This is a genomic window from Bordetella sp. MIP270_01_BMS, assembly GCF_054958705.1.
In genome coordinates this window covers 1,096,910-1,115,658 of record NZ_CM143297.1, presented here as the reverse complement: position 1 = coordinate 1,115,658, position 18,749 = coordinate 1,096,910, and the positions used below count along the sequence as shown (strand labels likewise).

The window sequence follows — 18,749 nt, the reverse complement described above, 5'->3', positions numbered from 1 at the left end:
CCCCACCTCCTGCTGTGCTTTTCGGTAATAATGGCTCCGCTAACATATTTCAGGGCCTAGCAATTCTTCTTCCCGGCCCTGACAGGTAACCTTATGAATTCTCCGATCGATCCCGTCCTGGTCATGCCCGATGTCCAAAGCTCGGCTGACACGCGGCACATTCCCATTCAGCGCGTTGGCATCCGTGGCGTGCGGCATCCCATGCTGGTGGCGGGCGCCGACGGCGCGCCGCAGCCCACCGTGGCCAACTGGACCCTCACGGTGGCCCTGCCCGCCGAAGAGAAGGGCACCCACATGTCACGCTTCGTGGCGCTGCTCGAGAAATACCGCAGCGTACCCATGACGCCGGCGCTGTTTGCCGACATGGCGCGCGAAATGCTGCCTTTGCTGCACGCCGAACGTGGCGACCTCACCGCGGCGTTTCCGTACTTCGTGAACAAGTCGGCCCCTGTGTCCGGCGTGCAGAGCCTGCTCGATTACGAAGTCCAGTGGATCGCGCGGGCGGCCGGCGACCAGGCGGAATTCGAACTCGTGGTCCAGGTTCCGGTCACCAGCCTGTGCCCGTGTTCCAAGGCGATTTCGGAATACGGTGCGCACAACCAGCGTTCGCACGTCACCGTGTCGGCCATTTTCAATGGCGAGGTCGCCATGGACCGCATCATCCGCCTCGTCGAAGACGAAGCATCCTGCGAACTCTGGGGGCTCCTGAAGCGCCCCGACGAAAAATACGTGACCGAACGCGCCTACGACAACCCGAAGTTTGTCGAAGATCTGGTGCGTGACGTGGCGGCTCGGCTGGCAGCCCACCCGGGTGTGGCGCGCTATCGGGTCGAGGCCGAGAACTTCGAGTCGATCCACAATCATTCTGCCTACGCTGTCGTCGAAGGCTGATTGCTGCAAGGGGGCGGGGCAGACGACCCCGCCACTTGCAAATCACGCCCTAACAGGCGATAATCGAGGGCTTTCTTTGCTCGACCGTGCTCTATCGGGGCGGCGGGCTGCCCCTTGCGGGCGGGTGGTGGCGCCTTTCGTGCCCCCTTGCAAGCAAGACATCCTCAAGGAGTTTTACCCATGCGTCACTACGAAGTAGTGTTCATTGTCCATCCGGACCAAAGCGAGCAAGTGCCCGCCATGGTCGAGCGCTATCAGGCGCTCGTCACCGGCCAGAGCGGTACGGTGCACCGCCTGGAAGATTGGGGTCGCCGTCAGCTGGCCTACCCCATCCAGAAGCTGGTGAAGGCCCATTACGTCTGCATGAACATCGAATGCAACCAGGCCACGCTCGACGAGCTCGAGCATTCGTTCCGCTACAACGACGCCGTGCTGCGCCATCTGGTCATCAAGACCAAGAAGGCCCAGACCGCGCCCTCGATCATGATGAAGTCGGTCGAGCGCGAAGAGGCCCGCAAGGCCAGCACCGAAGCGTCGGCGCCGGCCCAGGCTCAGTAAGCCGGCAACGCTGTACCACCTACGCTCCGGCCGGATGAACACCCTGGAACTCAGCGCCCGCGTTCTCGAATGCGAGCCTTTGCGCCATACTCCTGCCGGCGTGCCAGCGCTGGAAATGCTGCTGGCCCACGAGTCGGAAATCGTCGAAGCAGGCCATCCGCGCCGCGTCGAGCTCACAATTACCGCCGTGGCCCTGGGCGATCTGGCACAACTGCTGGCCGGCACCCCTCTGGGGACCGAACTGCACGTGCAGGGCTTTCTGGCTGCTGCGCGCAAGGATTCGGTGAAGGTCAAGCTGCACATGCAGCTGGCCCGCAAGATCGGCGGCAGTGCAGGGCGCGACCCGTTGGTGGCATGACGGTACACCGGAACCAGACACAGATTCCGGGCTTGCGGAACCAGTCCGCGGCCCGACTAGACTAAGAGGCACATCATGGCTTTCTTCGGAAAACGCAAAGAGAAACGCAAATTCACGCAGCAGAACCCGCTGTTCAAGCGTCGCAAGTTCTGCCGCTTCACCGCTGCCGGCGTCGAAGAGATCGACTACAAAGATCTCGACACCCTGCGTGATTTCGTTCAAGAAAACGGCAAGATCATCCCGGCACGCCTGACCGGCACCAAGGCACACTACCAGCGCCAGCTGGACACCGCCATCAAGCGCGCGCGCTTCCTGGCCCTGTTGCCTTACACCGACAACCACAACTGATCCGGGGTTACTGAAATGCAAGTCATCCTGCTCGAAAAAGTCGTCAACCTCGGCAACCTGGGCGAAGTCGTCCGCGTGCGCGACGGTTACGCCCGCAACTTCCTGATTCCCCAGAAGAAGGCCCGTCGCGCCACCGACGCCGCCCTGAAGGAATTCGAAGCTCGCCGTGCCGAACTGGAAAAAGTCCAGGCCGAAAAGCTCGCCGCTGCCGAAGCCCTGGGCGCCCGCCTGGCCGGCTTCCAGCTGAAGATCCTGCAAAAAGCCGGTGTCGATGGCCGTCTGTTCGGTTCCGTCACCAACGCTGACGTGGCCGAAGGCCTGAGGAAAGCGGGTTTCGACGCCGTTGAAAAGGGCCAGGTGCGCCTGCCCAACGGCGCACTGAAGGCCGTGGGCGAGTATCCCGTCCAGGTCGCCTTGCACGCCGATGTCACCGTCGACGTGAACGTACTGGTCGAAGGCGATATCGCCTGAGTCCCGTTCGGTACCCGTAAAAAAGCCGGCGGCCGTGCCGGCTTTTTTACTTGAAGGGCACATTGCGCCACTATCCAGCATGGGTCACCTGAACCAGCCATCCCAGCATGAGCAAGCGCCGGCCGGCCTGCGAGCCTGGCTCGACAGCGTCGACGGCTCGCGAGAACCTGCCGTGCGCGAAATCGTGATAGACGGCGTCGCGTGCGTGGTCAAACGGCGCAGGCCGGGCCTGCTGCGCGGTGCCAGCTACGCCGTGCGCTATCTGCGCGCGCTGTTGCTGGCGGTGGGCAGCAAGCTGTTCCTGGGCGAATTCCCGCGCCCCGGGGTACTGCTGCGCAATGGTCTGCCGTACGAGGCGGAGCGCCTGCGCGCTTTGTCCCAGGCGGGCTGCCGGGTGCCCGAAGTATGGTGGCACGCACCCGGACTGCTGGTGCTGGAACACGTGGGGGTCGACATGGCGGGGCTGGTGCGCCACGCCGATGCGGATCAACGCGTGCAATGGGTGCGCCGCCTGGCCGCCGACCTGGCGGAATTCCACTCGGCCGGCCATTGGCACGGTGGCGCGCAGATTCGTAACGTCACTCTGCGCGACGGCAAGTTGTGGCGCATCGATTTCGAAGAGAACATCGGCGGCGCCCTCTCGTTGCCGCTGGCACAGGCCTACGATCTCTATCAGCTGTTATCGTCCTTGCTGGGTCTGCGCAAGCTGCACGATGACAATTTGCCCGCACTGGGTAAACTGATGCTGGATGTCTATTTCGAGGCCCATCCCGCGCCCGCCGTGCGCAGCCGGCTCGTTCGCCTGGCGCGCGTCACGGGCGCGTTCGCCGCTGTGCTGCGCCCCGTGGCGGGCAGGTTGCCGGGGCGAGATGTCCAAGGTTTTTTCAGGGTGGCCGACACCCTGCGTACTCTTTACTAGATCACCCGATGACTACACCCGCCGACTCCCAGCTTGATTACCTGCGCGTGCCCCCGCACTCCATCGAGGCCGAGCAGTCGGTGCTGGGAGGGCTGCTGCTGGACAACGCTGCCTGGGACCGGATTGCCGACGTACTCGACGAAGCCGATTTCTATCGGCACGACCATCGCCTGATCTGGCATCACATCGCGCGGCTGATTGGCCTGGCGCGGCCTGCCGATGTGATCACCGTGAATGAATCGCTGGTAAGCGCCGGCAAGGCCGAAGATACCGGCGGCCTGGCTTACCTGAATGCGCTGGCGCACAACACGCCTTCAGCCGCGAACATCCGGCGCTACGCTGAGATCGTGCGCGAGCGCGCCATGCTGCGCAAGCTGGTTTCCATCGCCGATGAGATTTCGGCCGCCGCGCTCAATCCGCAAGGCAAAGAGGCCCGCCAGCTGCTCGACGAGGCCGAATCCAAGGTATTCAAGATTGCCCAGGAAGGCGAAAAGGGCTCGGCCGGCTTCCAGGAAATCCAACCGCTGCTGACGCAGGTGGTCGAGCGTATCGACGAGCTGTATCACCGCGAAGGCGATTCCGACGTGACCGGTGTGCCCACCGGGTTTTCCGACCTCGACAAAATGACGTCCGGCCTGCAGGCGGGCGACCTCGTCATCGTGGCCGGCCGCCCGTCTATGGGCAAGACCTCGTTCTCGATGAACATCGGTGAACACGTCGCCATCGAGCAAGGGCTGCCGGTGGCGGTGTTTTCCATGGAAATGGGCGCGGTGCAGTTGGCCATGCGTATGCTGGGCTCGGTGGGCATGCTCGATCAGCACCGCATGCGTACCGGCAAGCTGGTGGCCGATGACTGGCCTCGCGTCACGCATGCGGTGCAGCTGATGCAGGACGCACAGGTTTATATCGACGAAACGCCGGCCCTCAGCGCCATGGAAGTGCGCGCGCGCTCCCGGCGCCTGGCGCGCCAGTGCGGCCAGCTGGGGCTGATCATCATCGACTACCTGCAACTCATGGCGGGCAACGGCGGAGGTGAAAACCGCGCGACCGAAATCTCTGAAATCAGCCGCTCGCTCAAGGGTCTCGCCAAAGAGCTCAACTGCCCGCTGATTGCCCTGTCGCAGTTGAACCGCAGCCTGGAACAGCGGCCCAACAAGCGTCCCGTGATGAGCGACCTGCGTGAATCAGGCGCTATCGAACAGGATGCCGACCTGATCCTGTTCATCTACCGCGACGAAGTCTACAACCCTGATTCGCCCGACAAGGGCACCGCCGAAATCATCGTGGGCAAACAGCGTAACGGCCCGATTGGCACGGTACGCCTGACATTCCAGGGCTCCAGCACACGCTTCCTGAACTTCACCGCCGCCCCGCAGTACTGAGGCGCGGGGGTCCAGGGCTCGCCGCCCGCGCGGACACACCCGCGGGCATGGCCGTCGCGCTCTCGCACGGCTGGCGCAGGCGGCGGCGTTCAGGGCTCGGACTGCGGCTGGCCGTCGTTATTGTCGAGCCGGGCGTGCGTATCCTCGATGCCGAAGACCGAGGTGTAGGCGGGATAAAAGCTGCAGTACAGCACGCCACCGGCGGCGATGTTGAACGGAATCTGCAGCGTGCCCGCCAGCGATGGCGGTATGCCGGCGCTGACCAGCAGGCCTGCACAGAGATCGATGAACAGGAACACCAGCACCCACGCCGCGCCGTAGACCAGGAAGGGCCATTTGTTGCGCCAACAGGCGATGCCCGAATAGAACAGCGCCTGGCCGATACGCAGGCCGTGCCAGGCGACCAGCACGGGTGCGTGCCAGAACAACGCGGCGATGATGACGTACATCGCGCCGAACAGGATCAGCGGTACGCGCATCGCACTGATGAAAGGGGTCAGGTCCTGTTCGATCGAGGCCACGCGCATGCCTTCGGTGAGCGCGTGGGCAAACGGCATGAACGACACCAGGCCGGCCGAGATGCACAGACCCGCATACATGACCCCGATGAGCACCATTTTCTTGAAAACCCCGGGGCGCAGCAGCGGCTGGGGCCACATCGAGGGCAGCATGACGCGCCCGGCCTCGATATGTTTACAGGCAGCCAGCGTCATCAGCGTGATGACGGGCATCAGGGCGACAAACAGCAGAGGCCCGACGGGCGGGGTGAAGGTGGCGAAAAGCACCAGCAGGCTGATGACCAGCGCCCACGTAAAGACCGCCAGGGGTTGTTTCTTGAACAGCCGCAGGCCGTCGCGCACCCATTGCCAACCATACGATGCGGGTAAATATGCTGCTTGCATAAGGTTCTGTCGGGTCGTAAAGGGTTCTACACTCAATTATGCTGGCGTCGGGGCCTAGGGCAAGGCCGCCAGTCCGCCGCGGTGGCGCGCCTGCAACACTCTCTCAAAATGGCGGGGGTCGTGCGGCTTGAGCGTCTGAGCCGGGCGGGGCAGGAAGTAGTCGAACAGCCGCGATATCCAGAAGCGCAGCGCCGCCGCCCGCAACATGGTGGGCCATGCCTGGCGCTCATCTTCGGTGAACGGCCGTACCGCCGCGTAGGCGTTCAGCCAGGCCTGCGCCAGTGCGGGCACGAAATTGCCGGTTTCGCGTTCGATGCACCAGTCATTGACGCTGACCGCCACGTCGAACAGCCAGGCGTCGCAGCCGGCGAAGTAGAAGTCGATGATGCCACCCATCAGGGGGTCTTCGAACGTGCCGGCGAAAAGCACGTTGTCGCGGAACAGGTCGCAGTGAGCCGGGCCGGCCGGCAATGCCTGCCAGGCTGCGCTGGCCGCGGCCTGCTGCTGTGCTTCGATTTCGCTCGTCAGCAACTGCGCCTGGGCCGAGTCCAGGAAAGGCAGCACTTTCGGAGCCGTCTCTGTCCACCAGACCAGTCCACGCAGATTGGGCTGATGCAGCGGGAAATCCTGTGCAGCGAGGTGGGCGCGTGCCAGTGTGGCGCCCGCCAGGGCACAGTGTGCGGGCCCTGGCGCCGGTTCGTAGCCGCCAGGCAGGCGCGTCACGATGGCGCAGGGTTTGCCATGCAGTGAGGTCAGGCGGCTGCCGTCGCGCAGCGTCTGGGGCTGCGGCACCGGTACGCCGCGCGTCGCCAGATGGTGCATCAATTCGATGTAGAACGGCAGTTGGGCGTGGGTAAGCACTTCAAAAAGCGTCAATACGTACTCGCCGCGGGTCGTCGCCAGAAAGTAATTCGTATTTTCGATGCCGGCGGTGATGCCGCGAAGCGACACCAGCTCGCCCAAATCGAATTGCGTGAGCAAAGTGCGGGCGTCGGCGTCAGTAACAGGGGTGAATACGGCCATGGATCAGCGGATAGAAAGGGAACTGCCGGCGTGCACGCGGAGCGCACTGCGCGGGGCGGCGCCGGCAATTTTAGTCCACGGGCCGCGCTCGCTTGTCAGAACTCCGCTGCGGTGCGCCGCAGGGGGCCGTAAAATACCCGATTCCCCCCGATTTGCACGCAATGTTGAACGCTTCCGACTGGCGGCTCTGTGTCGCCCCCATGATTGACGTGACGGACCGCCATTGCCGTTATTTCCACCGGCTGCTGGCGCCGCACGCGCGCCTCTATACCGAGATGATCACCACCGGGGCGCTGCTGCACGGCAATGTCGGGCGGCACCTCGATTTCGACACGGCGGAGCATCCGGTTGCGCTGCAATTAGGGGGCAGTGAGCCCGATGCGCTGGCACACGCAGCGCGTCTGGGGCGCCAGTGGGGCTACGACGAAATCAACCTGAACTGCGGCTGCCCGTCTGAACGCGTACAGCGGGGCGCATTCGGCGCCTGTCTCATGGCGGAACCCGGCCTGGTGGCCGACTGCATCAAGGCCATGCAGGACGCCGTGGACGTGCCCGTCACCGTCAAACATCGCCTGGGCCTGGACTACGACGACTCTTATGCGTTTGTTCGCGATTTCGTCGGTGCCCTGCACGACACCGGTTGCCGCGTATTCATCGTCCATGCACGAAACGCCGTACTCAAAGGCCTGACGCCCAAAGATAATCGTGAAATCCCGCCGCTGCGCTACGACGCTGCCCTGCAACTGAAGCGGGATTTCCCCGACAGCATCTTTGTGCTCAATGGCGGCCTGGCCGATGCGGCGCTCGCTTTGCAGACCCTGGACTCATTCGATGGCGTGATGCTGGGGCGCGCGGCCTGGCATACGCCGCGCGTCTTGTCCGAAGTGTCGATGCCGCTCTGGCCGTCGGTGCGCTTGCCCACCGATGCGCAGGTCGTGGATGCCATGGTCCGCTATGCGGCGCAACAGGTCGGGCAGGGCGTTCCGTTGCGGGTGGTCGTGCGTCCGCTGCTGGGGCTGGTGAATGGTCAGCCCGGCGCGCGTCGCTGGAGGCGGCTGCTGTCGGATCCGGCTCGCCTGGCCGGCAATGACGCCGGGTTGATATTCGAAGCCTGGCACAGCCTGCGGGGCGCGCCTTCGGAACGCGCGCCTGAGGGCACGGTCAGTGCATCGCACTGACGCGGGTCGTCGCGTTCAGGGCTTGTTGCCGGCGGCGGTGCCGTCCATCGGCCAGTCGCGGATGTAGGCCTTGAGCATGTTGTTTTCGAACTGCTGGGCCGCCACGATGGCCTGCGCCATGTCGTAGAACGAGATCACCCCCATCAGCGTCGGCCCGTCCATGACCGGAATGTAGCGTGCGTGTTTTTCCAGCATCAGCCGCTGCACTTCATCGGCGCTGGTGTTGGGCGACACGCTGACCGGGGCGTCGTCCATGATGGAGCGTATGGTGCTTTCCCCCAGCTGGCCGCCGTGGTCGTGCAAGTGCCGGATGATCTCGCGAAAGGTCAGCATGCCGGTCAACATGCCCGATTCCATGATGACCAGAGAGCCGATGTCCTGCTCGCTCATGGTTTGCACGGCCGTGGCCACCGGCGTGTCCGGGGACGCCGTATAAAGCGTGTCGCCTTTTACACGCAGAATTTCACTGACTTTCAACATGATGATCTCCCGGGGCTCTCGCCCCCCTTTTGCTGCTTGTCTTCGCCTCGAGCGGTACGATCGCCGCGAGTGGTTCATTAGTATTGTGCGCCAGCCCGGCCACTTCTTCCAGCGTGGGGGCCTTCGCCTGGCTCAGCACGGCGGCCGCCACGCGCACCACGGCGGGGTCTTCGCGCACGCGCGGCTGGTTCCGGTCGAGCAGGAAATTGTCGACCACGAAATCCAGGCGGGTGTCGCGGGGGTCGCAGGTCAACACCCATCTCTGGTCAGTGGTGCGCGCGGCCAGCCCCAGGGTTTCCAGCCGTTCCAGTACCTCGTTCAGTTCGTCGTGATGCAGCTGCAGGCGCTTGGACAGGGCCGATACGCTGCGGCCGGGGGGGCGCATGCCCTGGGCCGATTGCAAGGCCCGCAGCACTGCCAGCGCATCGACGAACGCGGCCCCCGGGCACCGATTGATCTCCCAGCGCCCCAGACGAATCAGCGGGGCGCTGGCCGCCACGGTGGCGCCGAACAGCACGGCCAGCCATGACAGGTATATCCAGAGCAGGAAGATCGGCAGCGTCGCGAATGCGCCATAGATGACGGTGTACGTCGGGAAGCGGGTCAGGTAATAGGCGAAGGCGGACTTCATCAGTTCGAACACAATCGCCGAGCCGAACCCCCCGATGAGCGCGTCGCGCCAGTAGACGTGGCGATTGGGCACCACTACGAACAGCGCCGCGAACCCCAGTCCGGTCAGCACCAGGGGAGTGAAGGATATCGCCAGGCTGATCAGCTCGGGCACGTCGCGCACCAGCCCCATCGACTCGCGCGCCAGGAATGAGGTGGCCCACAGGCTGCCGCCGGCCACCACGGGCCCCAGAGTCACGACCGCCCAGTAGACCAGGGCGCGCTGGGGCAGGGGGCGCTGACGCGTGACGTGCCAGATGTCGTTGAATGACTTGTCGATGGTCATGATGAGCAGCAATGACGTGACCACCAGGAAGGCTCCCCCGATCGCGGTCAGGCGCGAGGCCTGATAGGCGAACTGGTTGAGATAGTCCATGATGTTGTCGGACACCGCCGGCGGCATCAGGCTGTTCGCCAGGAAATCTTCCAGGGCAAGTCGGAAATCCTGGAAGACCGGGAACGCCGTGAACAACGACAGCACGACGGCCAGCATCGGCACGATGCCCAGCACAGTGGTGAAAGTGAGGCTCGACGCGACCTGCAGCAGCTGTTCTTCGTCGGCACGCTGCGCCGCGAAACGAAACACCCTGCCCATGCGCGCGATCCAGGTCGCGCGCCGACGGGGAACAGCGGCCGCCGCCGGCTGAGCGGGGGCGGGCTCGGCAGAGTGGCTCATCAGGCGATAATAGCAGCATGAATCCTGATCTCAACCCCAATTTGCGGCGTGTGGCGGCCGCCGCGTTGCTGGCGCTCATCGTGCTTTGCGTGGCCTGGGAAACCTTTCTCGCCCCCATCCGGCCGGGCGGATCGTGGCTGTTCCTGAAGGCCTTGCCCCTGGCATTCCCGTTGCGTGGGGTGTTGCGTGGCGATGTCTACACATTCCAGTGGGCGTCGATGCTCATTCTGCTGTACCTGATGGAAGGTGCGGTGCGGGCCATGTCCGACCCGTCGCCCCTGTCGGCTGCGCTGGCTGCCATCGAGGTCGCGCTGTCGCTGGTGTTTTTCCTGGCGGCCATCATGTACGTACGTCCGGCCAAGCGCGCCGCGCGTGCGCGACGCACCGGAGGCGCCTCATGAAGCTGGTCCAGACCCTCGACGAGCTGCGGCTCGACAACAGCTACGCCGCACTGCCGCCCGCCTTTTACACCCGGGTGGCCCCGCAGCCCCTTACGGCCTCGCCGCGCCTGCTGCATGCCAATGAGCCGGCCGCGGCGCTCATCGGTCTGGCGCCCCAGGCGCTGCACTCCGAAGAGTTCCTGCAGATTTGCGCCGGTGCGCAGCCGCTGCCTGGCGGAGATCCCCTGGCCGCCGTTTACAGCGGACACCAGTTCGGCGTGTGGGCCGGCCAGCTGGGCGACGGCCGTGCGCATCTGCTGGGCGAAGTGGCGGGGCTCCTGGGCAACTGGGAATTGCAGCTCAAGGGGTCCGGCATGACTCCATACTCGCGAATGGGCGATGGCCGCGCCGTGTTGCGCTCTTCAGTGCGCGAATACCTGGCCGGCGAGGCCATGCACGGGCTGGGCATTCCCACGACGCGGGCGCTGGCGCTGGTCGTGTCCGATGACCCCGTCATGCGCGAGACGGTGGAAACGGCGGCCATCGTCATGCGCATGTCGCCGAGTTTTGTGCGTTTCGGGTCGTTCGAGCATTGGTCTTCGCGGCGCCAGCCCGAGCAGCTGCAGATTCTGGCCGATTACGTGATCGACAGGTTCTATCCGGAATGCCGCGAGACGCCTGCAGGCGGCGAAACCGGCGCCACCGGCCCGTTGCTGCGCCTGCTGGCCGAGGTCACCCGCCGCACCGCCTTGCTGATGGCCGACTGGCAGTCAGTCGGCTTCTGCCATGGGGTCATGAATACCGACAACATGTCCATACTGGGCCTCACGCTCGACTACGGGCCCTACGGATTCATGGACACCTTCCGGCTCGACCATATCTGCAACCATTCCGACAGCGAAGGTCGCTACGCCTGGAATCGCCAGCCCTCGGTGGCGTTATGGAATCTGTACCGGCTGGGCGGCAGCCTGCACGCGCTGGTGCCCGACGTCGAGGCGCTGCGTGGCGTGCTCGACGGCTACGAGGGCATTTTCACGCGTGCGTTCCACCAGCGCATGGCGGCCAAGCTGGGCCTGCATGCATGGCGTCCCGACGACGAGCCGCTGCTCGACGATCTGCTGCGTCTCATGCACGAGCAGCGCGCAGATTTCACGCTGACCTTCCGCAGGCTGGCGGATGCCGTGCGGGGCCAGCCCCAGGGCTTCCAGGACCTGTTCATCGACCGCGCCGCGGCGCAGGCCTGGTATGAACGCCTGGCAATACGCCATGCGCAGGACGAGGCGGGGGGCGATCCGAGTGCCCGCGCCCGGGCGATGGATGCGGTCAACCCCCTGTACGTGCTGCGCAATCACCTGGCCGAGCAGGCCATCCGCGCGGCGAAGGCGGGCGATGCCAGCGAAATCGACATCCTGCTGGGTCTGTTGCGCAATCCGTACGTGGCCCAGCCCGACCGCGAGGCCTACGCGGCCTTGCCGCCCGATTGGGCGGGCGGCATTGAAGTCAGCTGTTCATCCTGATGGCGCCTCGCCCGCTACGTTTGGTAGCGGGCCTCCGGCCGGTCAGTGTCATAATCCTCTTGCTTCCAACGCCTTTCCAAACCCCATATGTCCGGCAATACCTTAGGTAGTCTTTTCTGCGTCACAAATTTCGGCGAATCGCACGGCCCCGCCATTGGTTGCGTGGTTGACGGGTGCCCACCGGGCATGGCCCTCGATGCCGCCGATATCCAGGCCGAACTCGATCGCCGCCGGCCAGGCACCTCGCGCCATGTCACGCAACGCCAGGAGCCCGATCAGGTCGAGATCCTTTCGGGCGTCTACGAGGGCGTCACGACCGGCACACCCATCGCGCTGCTGATCCGCAACACCGACGCGCGCAGCAAAGACTATTCCAATATTGCCGATACTTTCCGACCCGGCCACGCCGACTTCACGTACACGCACAAATACGGTTTGCGCGACCCACGAGGCGGCGGCCGTTCCTCGGCCCGGCTTACCGCCCCCACCGTGGCGGCTGGCGCCATCGCGAAGAAATGGCTGGCGCAACAACACGGCGTGCGCATACGTGGTTACATGAGCCAGTTGGGGCCCATCCCCATCCCGTTCGTGTCGTGGGACGATGTTCCCGGCAATCCTTTTTACGCGCCCAACGCCGCCGTGGTGCCCGAACTCGAGGCCTACATGGATCAGCTGCGCCGTGATGGCGATTCGGTCGGCGCCCGTATCGAAGTGGTGGCCGAGAACTTGCCGGCCGGCTGGGGCGAGCCCCTGTACGACCGGCTTGATGCTGACATTGCACACGTGATGATGGGGCTGAATGCCGTGAAGGGCGTGTCCATCGGGGCGGGTTTCGACTGTGTCGCGCAGCGCGGTTCGGAACACGGCGACGAGATCACGCCTGAGGGTTTCATCGGCAACAACGCCGGCGGCGTGCTGGGCGGCATTTCCACCGGGCAACCCATCACGGTGTCGCTTGCCATCAAGCCGACCTCCAGCATCCGCATCGAACGGCGTTCGGTCAACCGTGCCGGCGAAGCCGTCATGGTGCAGACCCTGGGCCGGCACGATCCCTGTGTGGGCATACGGGCCACACCCATCGCCGAAGCCATGCTGGCATTGGTGCTCATTGACCACGCGCTGCGTCATCGGGGGCAGTGCGGCTGAATCGACATCGACCCGGAGGTCTCATGAAGGCGGGAAATCGAATGATTGCGCGAAAAGCGCTGGCTTGCGCAGCCGTCGTCGCCAGCCTGGCGCTGGCGGGGTGTGCCGGCGTCAGTACCACTCAATCGGGCGCCATCGGCATCGACCGTACGCAGTACATGTCCAGCATGGTGCCCGAGCAGGCGCTCCAGCAGGAAGCCGGGCAGCAGTATGCCGACATCATCCAGAAAGCCCGCGCCCAGGGTGCCCTCGACCGCGATGCCCAGCAGGTGGCGCGCGTGCGAACGATCTCGCAGCGCCTAATCGCCCAGGTCGGGACTTTCCGGCCCGACGCCGCCAACTGGCAGTGGGCGGTGCACGTGCTGTCGGTCAATGAGGTGAACGCGTGGTGCATGCCGGGCGGCAAGATTGCCGTATATACGGGTCTGCTCAACCAGATCAAACCCACCGATGCCGAACTCGCCGCCGTGCTGGGTCACGAAATCGCCCACGCGCTTCGCGAGCACGCCCGAGAACGCGTGTCGCAGCAGATGGTCACCAATCTGGGGCTTTCGGTGCTCTCGATCGCCACGGGCGTGTCGGCCGACCTCGGCAGCAAGCTGACCGACGTGATGTTCACTCTGCCCAATAGCCGTACGCACGAGACCGAGGCAGACCTCATGGGCCTGGAATTGGCGGCTCGCGCCGGCTACGACCCGCGCGCCGCCGTCACGCTGTGGCAGAAAATGGGCGCCGCCGATAGCGGCAATGCGCCGCCCGAATTCCTTTCCACCCACCCGTCTGCCGCCTCCCGGATATCTGAGCTGCAGGCCGCGGCCGAGCGCGTCATGCCTCTGTACGAGCAGTCCAGAAAGCAATAAGGCCTTGGGGGCGGGATGACTAAGGTGGTGGTAGTAATACTAGGATAATTGCTGCCGTTGTACTAGGTTCAGAGGCTGGGCATAATGGGGGCATCGGTTTTTCGATGTCCCCGTCCGGCGTGCCGGACATTGCACGAGTCCATCCATGGCCCAAACTCTCTACGACAAACTCTGGGACGCCCACGTCGTCCACCAGGAATCCGACGGTACCTGTCTGCTGTATATCGACCGGCATCTGCTGCACGAGGTCACCAGCCCGCAGGCGTTCGAAGGTCTCAATCTGGCCGGTCGCAAGCCATGGCGCACCAGCGCCAACCTGGCCGTCGCCGACCACAACGTGCCGACGATCAATCGCGCGCGGGGCATCGACGATCCCATCTCGCGTCTGCAGGTCGATACGCTGGACGCCAACTGTGACAAGTACGGCATCACCGAATTCCGCATGAACGACCTGCGTCAGGGCATCGTCCATGTCATCGGCCCGGAGCAGGGCGCCACGTTGCCCGGCATGACGGTCGTCTGTGGAGATTCGCATACCAGCACGCACGGCGCGCTGGGCGCGCTGGCCTTCGGCATCGGCACGTCCGAAGTCGAGCACGTGCTGGCCACCCAGACACTGCTGATGAAAAAGGCCAAGAGCATGCTGATCAAGGTCGAGGGCGACCTGCCGTTCGGCTGCACGGCCAAGGACGTGGTGCTGCATGTCATCGGCATCATCGGCACGGCGGGCGGTACCGGCCATGCCATCGAATTCGCCGGCAGCACCATCCGGAATCTGTCTGTGGAAGGCCGCATGACGGTCTGCAACATGGCTATTGAAGCAGGCGCGCGTTCGGGAATGGTCGCCGTCGACGACAAGACGATCGACTACTTCCGAGGCCGGCCGTTCGCCCCCACCGGCGTGCTGTGGGACCAGGCCGTCGCCTACTGGCGCACGCTGCACAGCGATGCGGGCGCCAGCTTCGACCGCGTGGTCGAAGTCAATGCACAAGACATCAAGCCGCAGGTCACCTGGGGCACATCGCCCGAAATGGTCTTGCCGGTAGATTCGCGCGTGCCGGATCCCGATCGCGAGAAAGACGATGTGCGCCGCAACGGCATGGAGCGGGCGCTGCAATACATGGGGCTCAAGCCGAATACGCCGCTCACCGACATCCGCATCGACCGCGTTTTCATCGGGTCGTGCACGAACTCGCGCATCGAAGACCTGCGAGCGGCCGCTGCCGTGGCGCGCGGCAAGCGCGTCGCCGCCAACGTGCGGCAGGCGATGGTCGTGCCCGGTTCCGGGCTGGTCAAGCAGCAGGCCGAGCGCGAAGGGCTCGACAAGATCTTCATCGAGGCGGGTTTCGAATGGCGTGAACCCGGCTGTTCAATGTGCCTGGCCATGAACGCCGACCGCCTCGAACCCGAAGAGCGCTGCGCCTCGACCTCGAATCGCAACTTCGAAGGCCGGCAGGGGCAGGGGGGGCGCACACATCTGGTCAGTCCGGCCATGGCTGCCGCCGCCGCCGTGGCAGGCCATTTCGTCGACGTCCGCAACTTCCGCTAATAGAGCCGATTCCCATGCAAGCATTTACCACTCACGAAGGCCTGGTGGCGCCGCTCGATCGCGAGAACGTCGACACCGACCTCATCATTCCCAAGCAATTCCTGAAGTCCATCAAGCGCACGGGTTTCGGCCCCAATCTGTTCGATGAGCTGCGCTATCTGGATCACGGCGAACCGGGCATGGACAACAGCAAGCGTCCGGTGAACCCCGACTTCGTTCTGAACCAGCCGCGTTATCAGGGCGCATCGGTGCTGCTGGCCCGCAAGAATTTCGGCTGCGGATCCAGCCGCGAACACGCGCCCTGGGCCCTGACGCAGTATGGCTTTCGCGCCATCATTGCACCGTCGTACGCGGATATATTCTTCAACAACAGCTTCAAGAACGGGTTGCTGCCCATCGTTCTGTCCGAACTCGAAGTGTCGCGGCTGTTCGACGAAGTGAAGGCCTTCCCTGGCTATAAGTTGCGTATCGATCTCGACCGCCAGGTCGTGGTGGCTGCCGATGGCCGCGAAATGCAGTTCGACATCGAACCGTTCCGCAAATATTGCCTGCTCAACGGCTTCGACGATATCGGGCTGACGTTGCGGCATTCCGACAAGATCCGCGCGTTCGAGGCCGAGCGTCTGGCCCGCCATCCGTGGCTGGAAAGCCGGCCCATTGCCTGAGCCCTGACCGCAGCCGCGACGCAAGTTGCCGACGGCGGCCTGTTTCGTCGGGCCGGCCTGGTCGGCCGAGGCGCCTGGCACGCTGGTGCTTGAGGCGCCACGCCGATCACGCCGGCGCGCGCTGGCCTCCATCGGACGGTTCAAGCATCTGTTTATTGAATATCTATAGGTTCCATTCATGACGCATAACATCGCAGTTCTGCCTGGCGACGGCATCGGCCCCGAAATCGTGGAGCAGGCCGTACGCGTATTGGGCGCGCTGAAACTGCCGCTGCAGATTCAACAGGCGCCGGTGGGCGGCGCCGCGTATGACCAGGCCGGCCATCCGCTGCCGCAATCGACGCTCGACCTGGCCCGCAACTCGCACGCCGTCCTGTTCGGCGCCGTGGGCGACTGGAAGTACGACAGCCTGCCGCGGGAACATCGTCCTGAGCAGGCCATCCTGGGCCTGCGCAAGGCATTGGGCCTGTTCGCCAACCTGCGCCCCGCCATTCTGTACCCTGAACTGGCCAGCGCCTCATCGCTCAAGCCCGAAATTGTGGCCGGGCTGGACATCCTCATCATCCGCGAACTCACGGGTGACATTTATTTTGGTACGCCGCGCGGGGTGCGCAGCGCCGCCGATGGCCCGTTTACCGGCGAGCGCGAAGGCTTCGACACCATGCGCTATGCGGACACGGAAGTGCGGCGCATTGCCCGCATCGGCTTTGAGTCGGCGCGCAAGCGTGGCAAGAAGCTGTGCAGCGTCGACAAGGCCAATGTGCTCGAGACCTCGCAGTTCTGGCGCGATATCGTCATCGAGGTCGCGCGCGACTATCCGGATGTCGAGCTGTCGCATATGTACGTCGACAATGCCGCCATGCAACTGGTGCGCAATCCTCGCCAGTTCGACGTCATTGTGACGGGCAACCTGTTCGGTGACATCCTGTCCGACGAGGCCGCCATGCTCACCGGCTCCATCGGCATGCTGCCCTCGGCCTCGCTGAATTCCTCCGGGCTGGGGCTGTACGAACCCAGCCATGGCTCGGCCCCCGACATTGCCGGGCAGGGCATTGCCAACCCGCTCGCGACGATCCTGTCGGCGGCCATGCTGCTGCGCTATTCGCTTGACCTCGCACCGCAGGCCGATCGCATTGAAGCCGCCGTCCGTGCGGTGCTCGCGGATGGCCTGCGCACCGCCGATATCCACGAGCCCGGCACGACCAAGGTGTCTACGTCGCAGATGGGCGACGCGGTGCTGAAGGCGCTGGGCTGAACCTCGCGCACTCATCCACATGCCCGCGGCGGGCGCGGGCGGCTTGCCGCCTGCCGCCGGCAGGCGCCGCGCGGCGGGTTGCCGGGCGGGTTGACCCCGATCATTTCTCGGTAAGTCGGGCCGTCCCGGGCTGGGACGGGTCGGCTTACGACCCTGCACCGCAACATTTTTCCCTTCATTCTGATAAATTGTCGGGATCCACGCCGTTTTTCCTTATTTTTCTACTTCAAGAGCATTGAACATGAAGCAAGCAGTAGGCCTGGTCGGTTGGCGCGGCATGGTCGGTTCCGTTCTCATGCAACGCATGCGCGACGAAAACGACTTCGCCCTGATCGACCCCGTATTCTTTTCCACCAGCAACGCCGGTGGCGCCGCGCCCGCTTGGGCCGATGGCGCCGGGCCGCTGCAGAACGCCTACGACATCGATGCTCTGAAAAAACTGCCCATCATCGTAACGGCGCAGGGCGGCGACTACACCACGGACGTGTTCCCGAAGTTGCGTGCGGCGGGCTGGAACGGCATCTGGATCGACGCGGCCAGCACGCTGCGCATGAAAGACGATGCCATCATCGTGCTGGACCCCGTCAACCGGCCTGTCATCGACGCTGCACTCAAGCACGGCGTGCGCAACTTTGTCGGCGGCAACTGCACCGTCAGCTGCATGTTGATGGGACTGGCCGGTCTGTTCAACAACGACCTGGTCGAATGGATGACTTCCATGACCTACCAGGCTGCATCGGGAGGCGGCGCGCAGCATATGCGCGAATTGCTGACCCAGTTCGGCCTGCTCAACCAGGCTGTCAAGCCCTTGCTCGACGATCCGGCGTCGGCCATTCTCGATATCGACCGCGGGGTCCTGAAGGCCCAGCAAGACCCGGCGCTGCCGCAGCAGAACTTCGGCGTGCCGCTGGGCGGTAATCTCATCCCCTGGATCGACAAGGATCTGGGCGACGGCATGTCGCGCGAAGAATGGAAGGCCGAAGCCGAAACCAACAAGATCCTCGGCCGCGGCGCCGGGTTCGGTACGCCGGCCACGCCCATTGACGGCCTGTGCGTGCGGATCGGGGCCATGCGCTGCCACAGCCAGGCGCTCACGATCAAGCTCAAGCGCGACATCCCGCTCGATGAAATCGGAGCATTGATCGCACAGGGCACGCAATGGGCCAAAGTCGTACCCAACACCAAAGAAGACACCGTGCGGGCGCTCACACCCGTGGCGGTGACGGGCACGCTCGACATTCCGGTGGGCCGCTTACGCAAGCTGTCCATGGGGTCGCAGTATCTGGGCGCCTTCACGGTGGGCGACCAGCTCCTGTGGGGTGCGGCAGAGCCGCTGCGCCGCATGCTGCGGATCGCCCTGGCCGAAGCTTGACTCGGCTCCGCGAGGCATCGCTTCCCGCGCCTGTACGGGCCGGGGCCAAGGCACCCGCGGGTGCCTTTGTTTTATCCCGCGCCGGTTCCCATGGGCCCGCGCGCCGATTTGTTAAACCAGGTCCATCCATTACACTTTCGCCCAGCACAC

At 64.5% G+C, this 18,749-nt stretch carries 20 protein-coding genes; 16 read left to right on the top strand and 4 right to left on the bottom strand.

Annotation, left to right across the window (positions count from 1 at the left end; translation table 11 throughout):
- Window positions 1–93: 93 nt before the first annotated feature.
- From folE2 to ACV17W_RS05125, 7 genes are all read left to right on the top strand, one after another.
- Complete coding sequence (gene folE2, locus ACV17W_RS05155; RefSeq protein WP_462595364.1) at window positions 94–891, top strand: GTP cyclohydrolase FolE2; 798 nt, start codon at window positions 94–96, stop codon at window positions 889–891.
- A 180-nt stretch (window positions 892–1,071) separates the two neighbouring features.
- Window positions 1,072–1,449: a 30S ribosomal protein S6 gene (gene rpsF, locus ACV17W_RS05150; protein WP_462595363.1), complete on the top strand. Its 378-nt coding sequence runs from the start codon at window positions 1,072–1,074 to the stop codon at window positions 1,447–1,449.
- A gap of 34 nt (window positions 1,450–1,483) precedes the next feature.
- Entirely contained in the window at window positions 1,484–1,807 is a 324-nt protein-coding gene (gene priB / locus ACV17W_RS05145; RefSeq protein WP_462595362.1) for a primosomal replication protein N, read from the top strand.
- Window positions 1,808–1,882: 75 nt separating this feature from the next.
- Entirely contained in the window at window positions 1,883–2,155 is a 273-nt protein-coding gene (rpsR, locus tag ACV17W_RS05140) for a 30S ribosomal protein S18 (protein ID WP_012249960.1), read from the top strand.
- A gap of 15 nt (window positions 2,156–2,170) precedes the next feature.
- Window positions 2,171–2,626, top strand: a complete 456-nt coding sequence (gene rplI / locus ACV17W_RS05135; protein ID WP_462595361.1) for a 50S ribosomal protein L9 — start codon at window positions 2,171–2,173, stop codon at window positions 2,624–2,626.
- An 88-nt stretch (window positions 2,627–2,714) separates the two neighbouring features.
- Window positions 2,715–3,545, top strand: coding sequence for a hypothetical protein (locus ACV17W_RS05130; protein WP_462596468.1), 831 nt, complete (start codon window positions 2,715–2,717; stop codon window positions 3,543–3,545).
- Window positions 3,546–3,553: 8 nt separating this feature from the next.
- Window positions 3,554–4,927, top strand: coding sequence for a replicative DNA helicase (locus tag ACV17W_RS05125; RefSeq protein ID WP_462595360.1), 1,374 nt, complete (start codon window positions 3,554–3,556; stop codon window positions 4,925–4,927).
- An 89-nt stretch (window positions 4,928–5,016) separates the two neighbouring features.
- On the opposite strand, the gene ACV17W_RS05120 is transcribed toward ACV17W_RS05125, so the two are convergent.
- Window positions 5,017–5,829, bottom strand: a complete 813-nt coding sequence (locus ACV17W_RS05120) for a BPSS1780 family membrane protein (RefSeq protein WP_462595359.1) — start codon at window positions 5,827–5,829, stop codon at window positions 5,017–5,019.
- Window positions 5,830–5,883: 54 nt separating this feature from the next.
- Window positions 5,884–6,852 (bottom strand): homoserine kinase, encoded by a 969-nt coding sequence (locus tag ACV17W_RS05115; RefSeq protein WP_462595358.1) that lies wholly within the window; start codon window positions 6,850–6,852, stop codon window positions 5,884–5,886.
- A gap of 164 nt (window positions 6,853–7,016) precedes the next feature.
- Between ACV17W_RS05115 and dusA the strand changes: the two genes are divergently transcribed.
- Complete coding sequence (gene dusA, locus ACV17W_RS05110; RefSeq protein WP_462596467.1) at window positions 7,017–8,030, top strand: tRNA dihydrouridine(20/20a) synthase DusA; 1,014 nt, start codon at window positions 7,017–7,019, stop codon at window positions 8,028–8,030.
- Between the two features lie 15 nt (window positions 8,031–8,045).
- Here dusA and ACV17W_RS05105 read toward each other — a convergent pair whose 3' ends face one another.
- Window positions 8,046–8,510 (bottom strand): CBS domain-containing protein, encoded by a 465-nt coding sequence (locus tag ACV17W_RS05105; protein WP_462595357.1) that lies wholly within the window; start codon window positions 8,508–8,510, stop codon window positions 8,046–8,048.
- A complete protein-coding gene (locus ACV17W_RS05100; protein ID WP_462595356.1) occupies window positions 8,494–9,855 on the bottom strand; it encodes a YihY family inner membrane protein in 1,362 nt (453 codons plus the stop codon). The genes ACV17W_RS05105 and ACV17W_RS05100 overlap by 17 nt, the downstream gene beginning before the upstream one ends.
- A gap of 17 nt (window positions 9,856–9,872) precedes the next feature.
- Here ACV17W_RS05100 and ACV17W_RS05095 point away from each other — a divergent pair, with 17 nt between their 5' ends.
- The 8 genes from ACV17W_RS05095 to asd all read left to right on the top strand — a co-directional run bounded on the left by ACV17W_RS05095 (window position 9,873) and on the right by asd (window position 18,599).
- Entirely contained in the window at window positions 9,873–10,256 is a 384-nt protein-coding gene (locus ACV17W_RS05095; protein ID WP_462595355.1) for a DUF2069 domain-containing protein, read from the top strand.
- A complete protein-coding gene (locus tag ACV17W_RS05090; RefSeq protein ID WP_462595354.1) occupies window positions 10,253–11,752 on the top strand; it encodes a protein adenylyltransferase SelO in 1,500 nt (499 codons plus the stop codon). The genes ACV17W_RS05095 and ACV17W_RS05090 overlap by 4 nt, the downstream gene beginning before the upstream one ends.
- 87 nt (window positions 11,753–11,839) lie before the next feature.
- On the top strand, window positions 11,840–12,898 hold the full coding sequence (gene aroC, locus ACV17W_RS05085) for a chorismate synthase (RefSeq protein ID WP_462595353.1): 1,059 nt from the start codon (window positions 11,840–11,842) through the stop codon (window positions 12,896–12,898).
- Between the two features lie 41 nt (window positions 12,899–12,939).
- Entirely contained in the window at window positions 12,940–13,758 is an 819-nt protein-coding gene (locus tag ACV17W_RS05080) for a M48 family metallopeptidase (RefSeq protein ID WP_462595352.1), read from the top strand.
- 145 nt (window positions 13,759–13,903) lie between these two features.
- Window positions 13,904–15,307: a 3-isopropylmalate dehydratase large subunit gene (leuC, locus tag ACV17W_RS05075; RefSeq protein WP_462595351.1), complete on the top strand. Its 1,404-nt coding sequence runs from the start codon at window positions 13,904–13,906 to the stop codon at window positions 15,305–15,307.
- A 14-nt stretch (window positions 15,308–15,321) separates the two neighbouring features.
- Complete coding sequence (leuD, locus tag ACV17W_RS05070) at window positions 15,322–15,972, top strand: 3-isopropylmalate dehydratase small subunit (RefSeq protein WP_462595350.1); 651 nt, start codon at window positions 15,322–15,324, stop codon at window positions 15,970–15,972.
- A gap of 178 nt (window positions 15,973–16,150) precedes the next feature.
- Window positions 16,151–17,227 (top strand): 3-isopropylmalate dehydrogenase, encoded by a 1,077-nt coding sequence (leuB, locus tag ACV17W_RS05065; protein WP_462595349.1) that lies wholly within the window; start codon window positions 16,151–16,153, stop codon window positions 17,225–17,227.
- A gap of 241 nt (window positions 17,228–17,468) precedes the next feature.
- Window positions 17,469–18,599 (top strand): aspartate-semialdehyde dehydrogenase, encoded by a 1,131-nt coding sequence (asd, locus tag ACV17W_RS05060; protein WP_462595348.1) that lies wholly within the window; start codon window positions 17,469–17,471, stop codon window positions 18,597–18,599.
- Window positions 18,600–18,749: the final 150 nt, after the last annotated feature.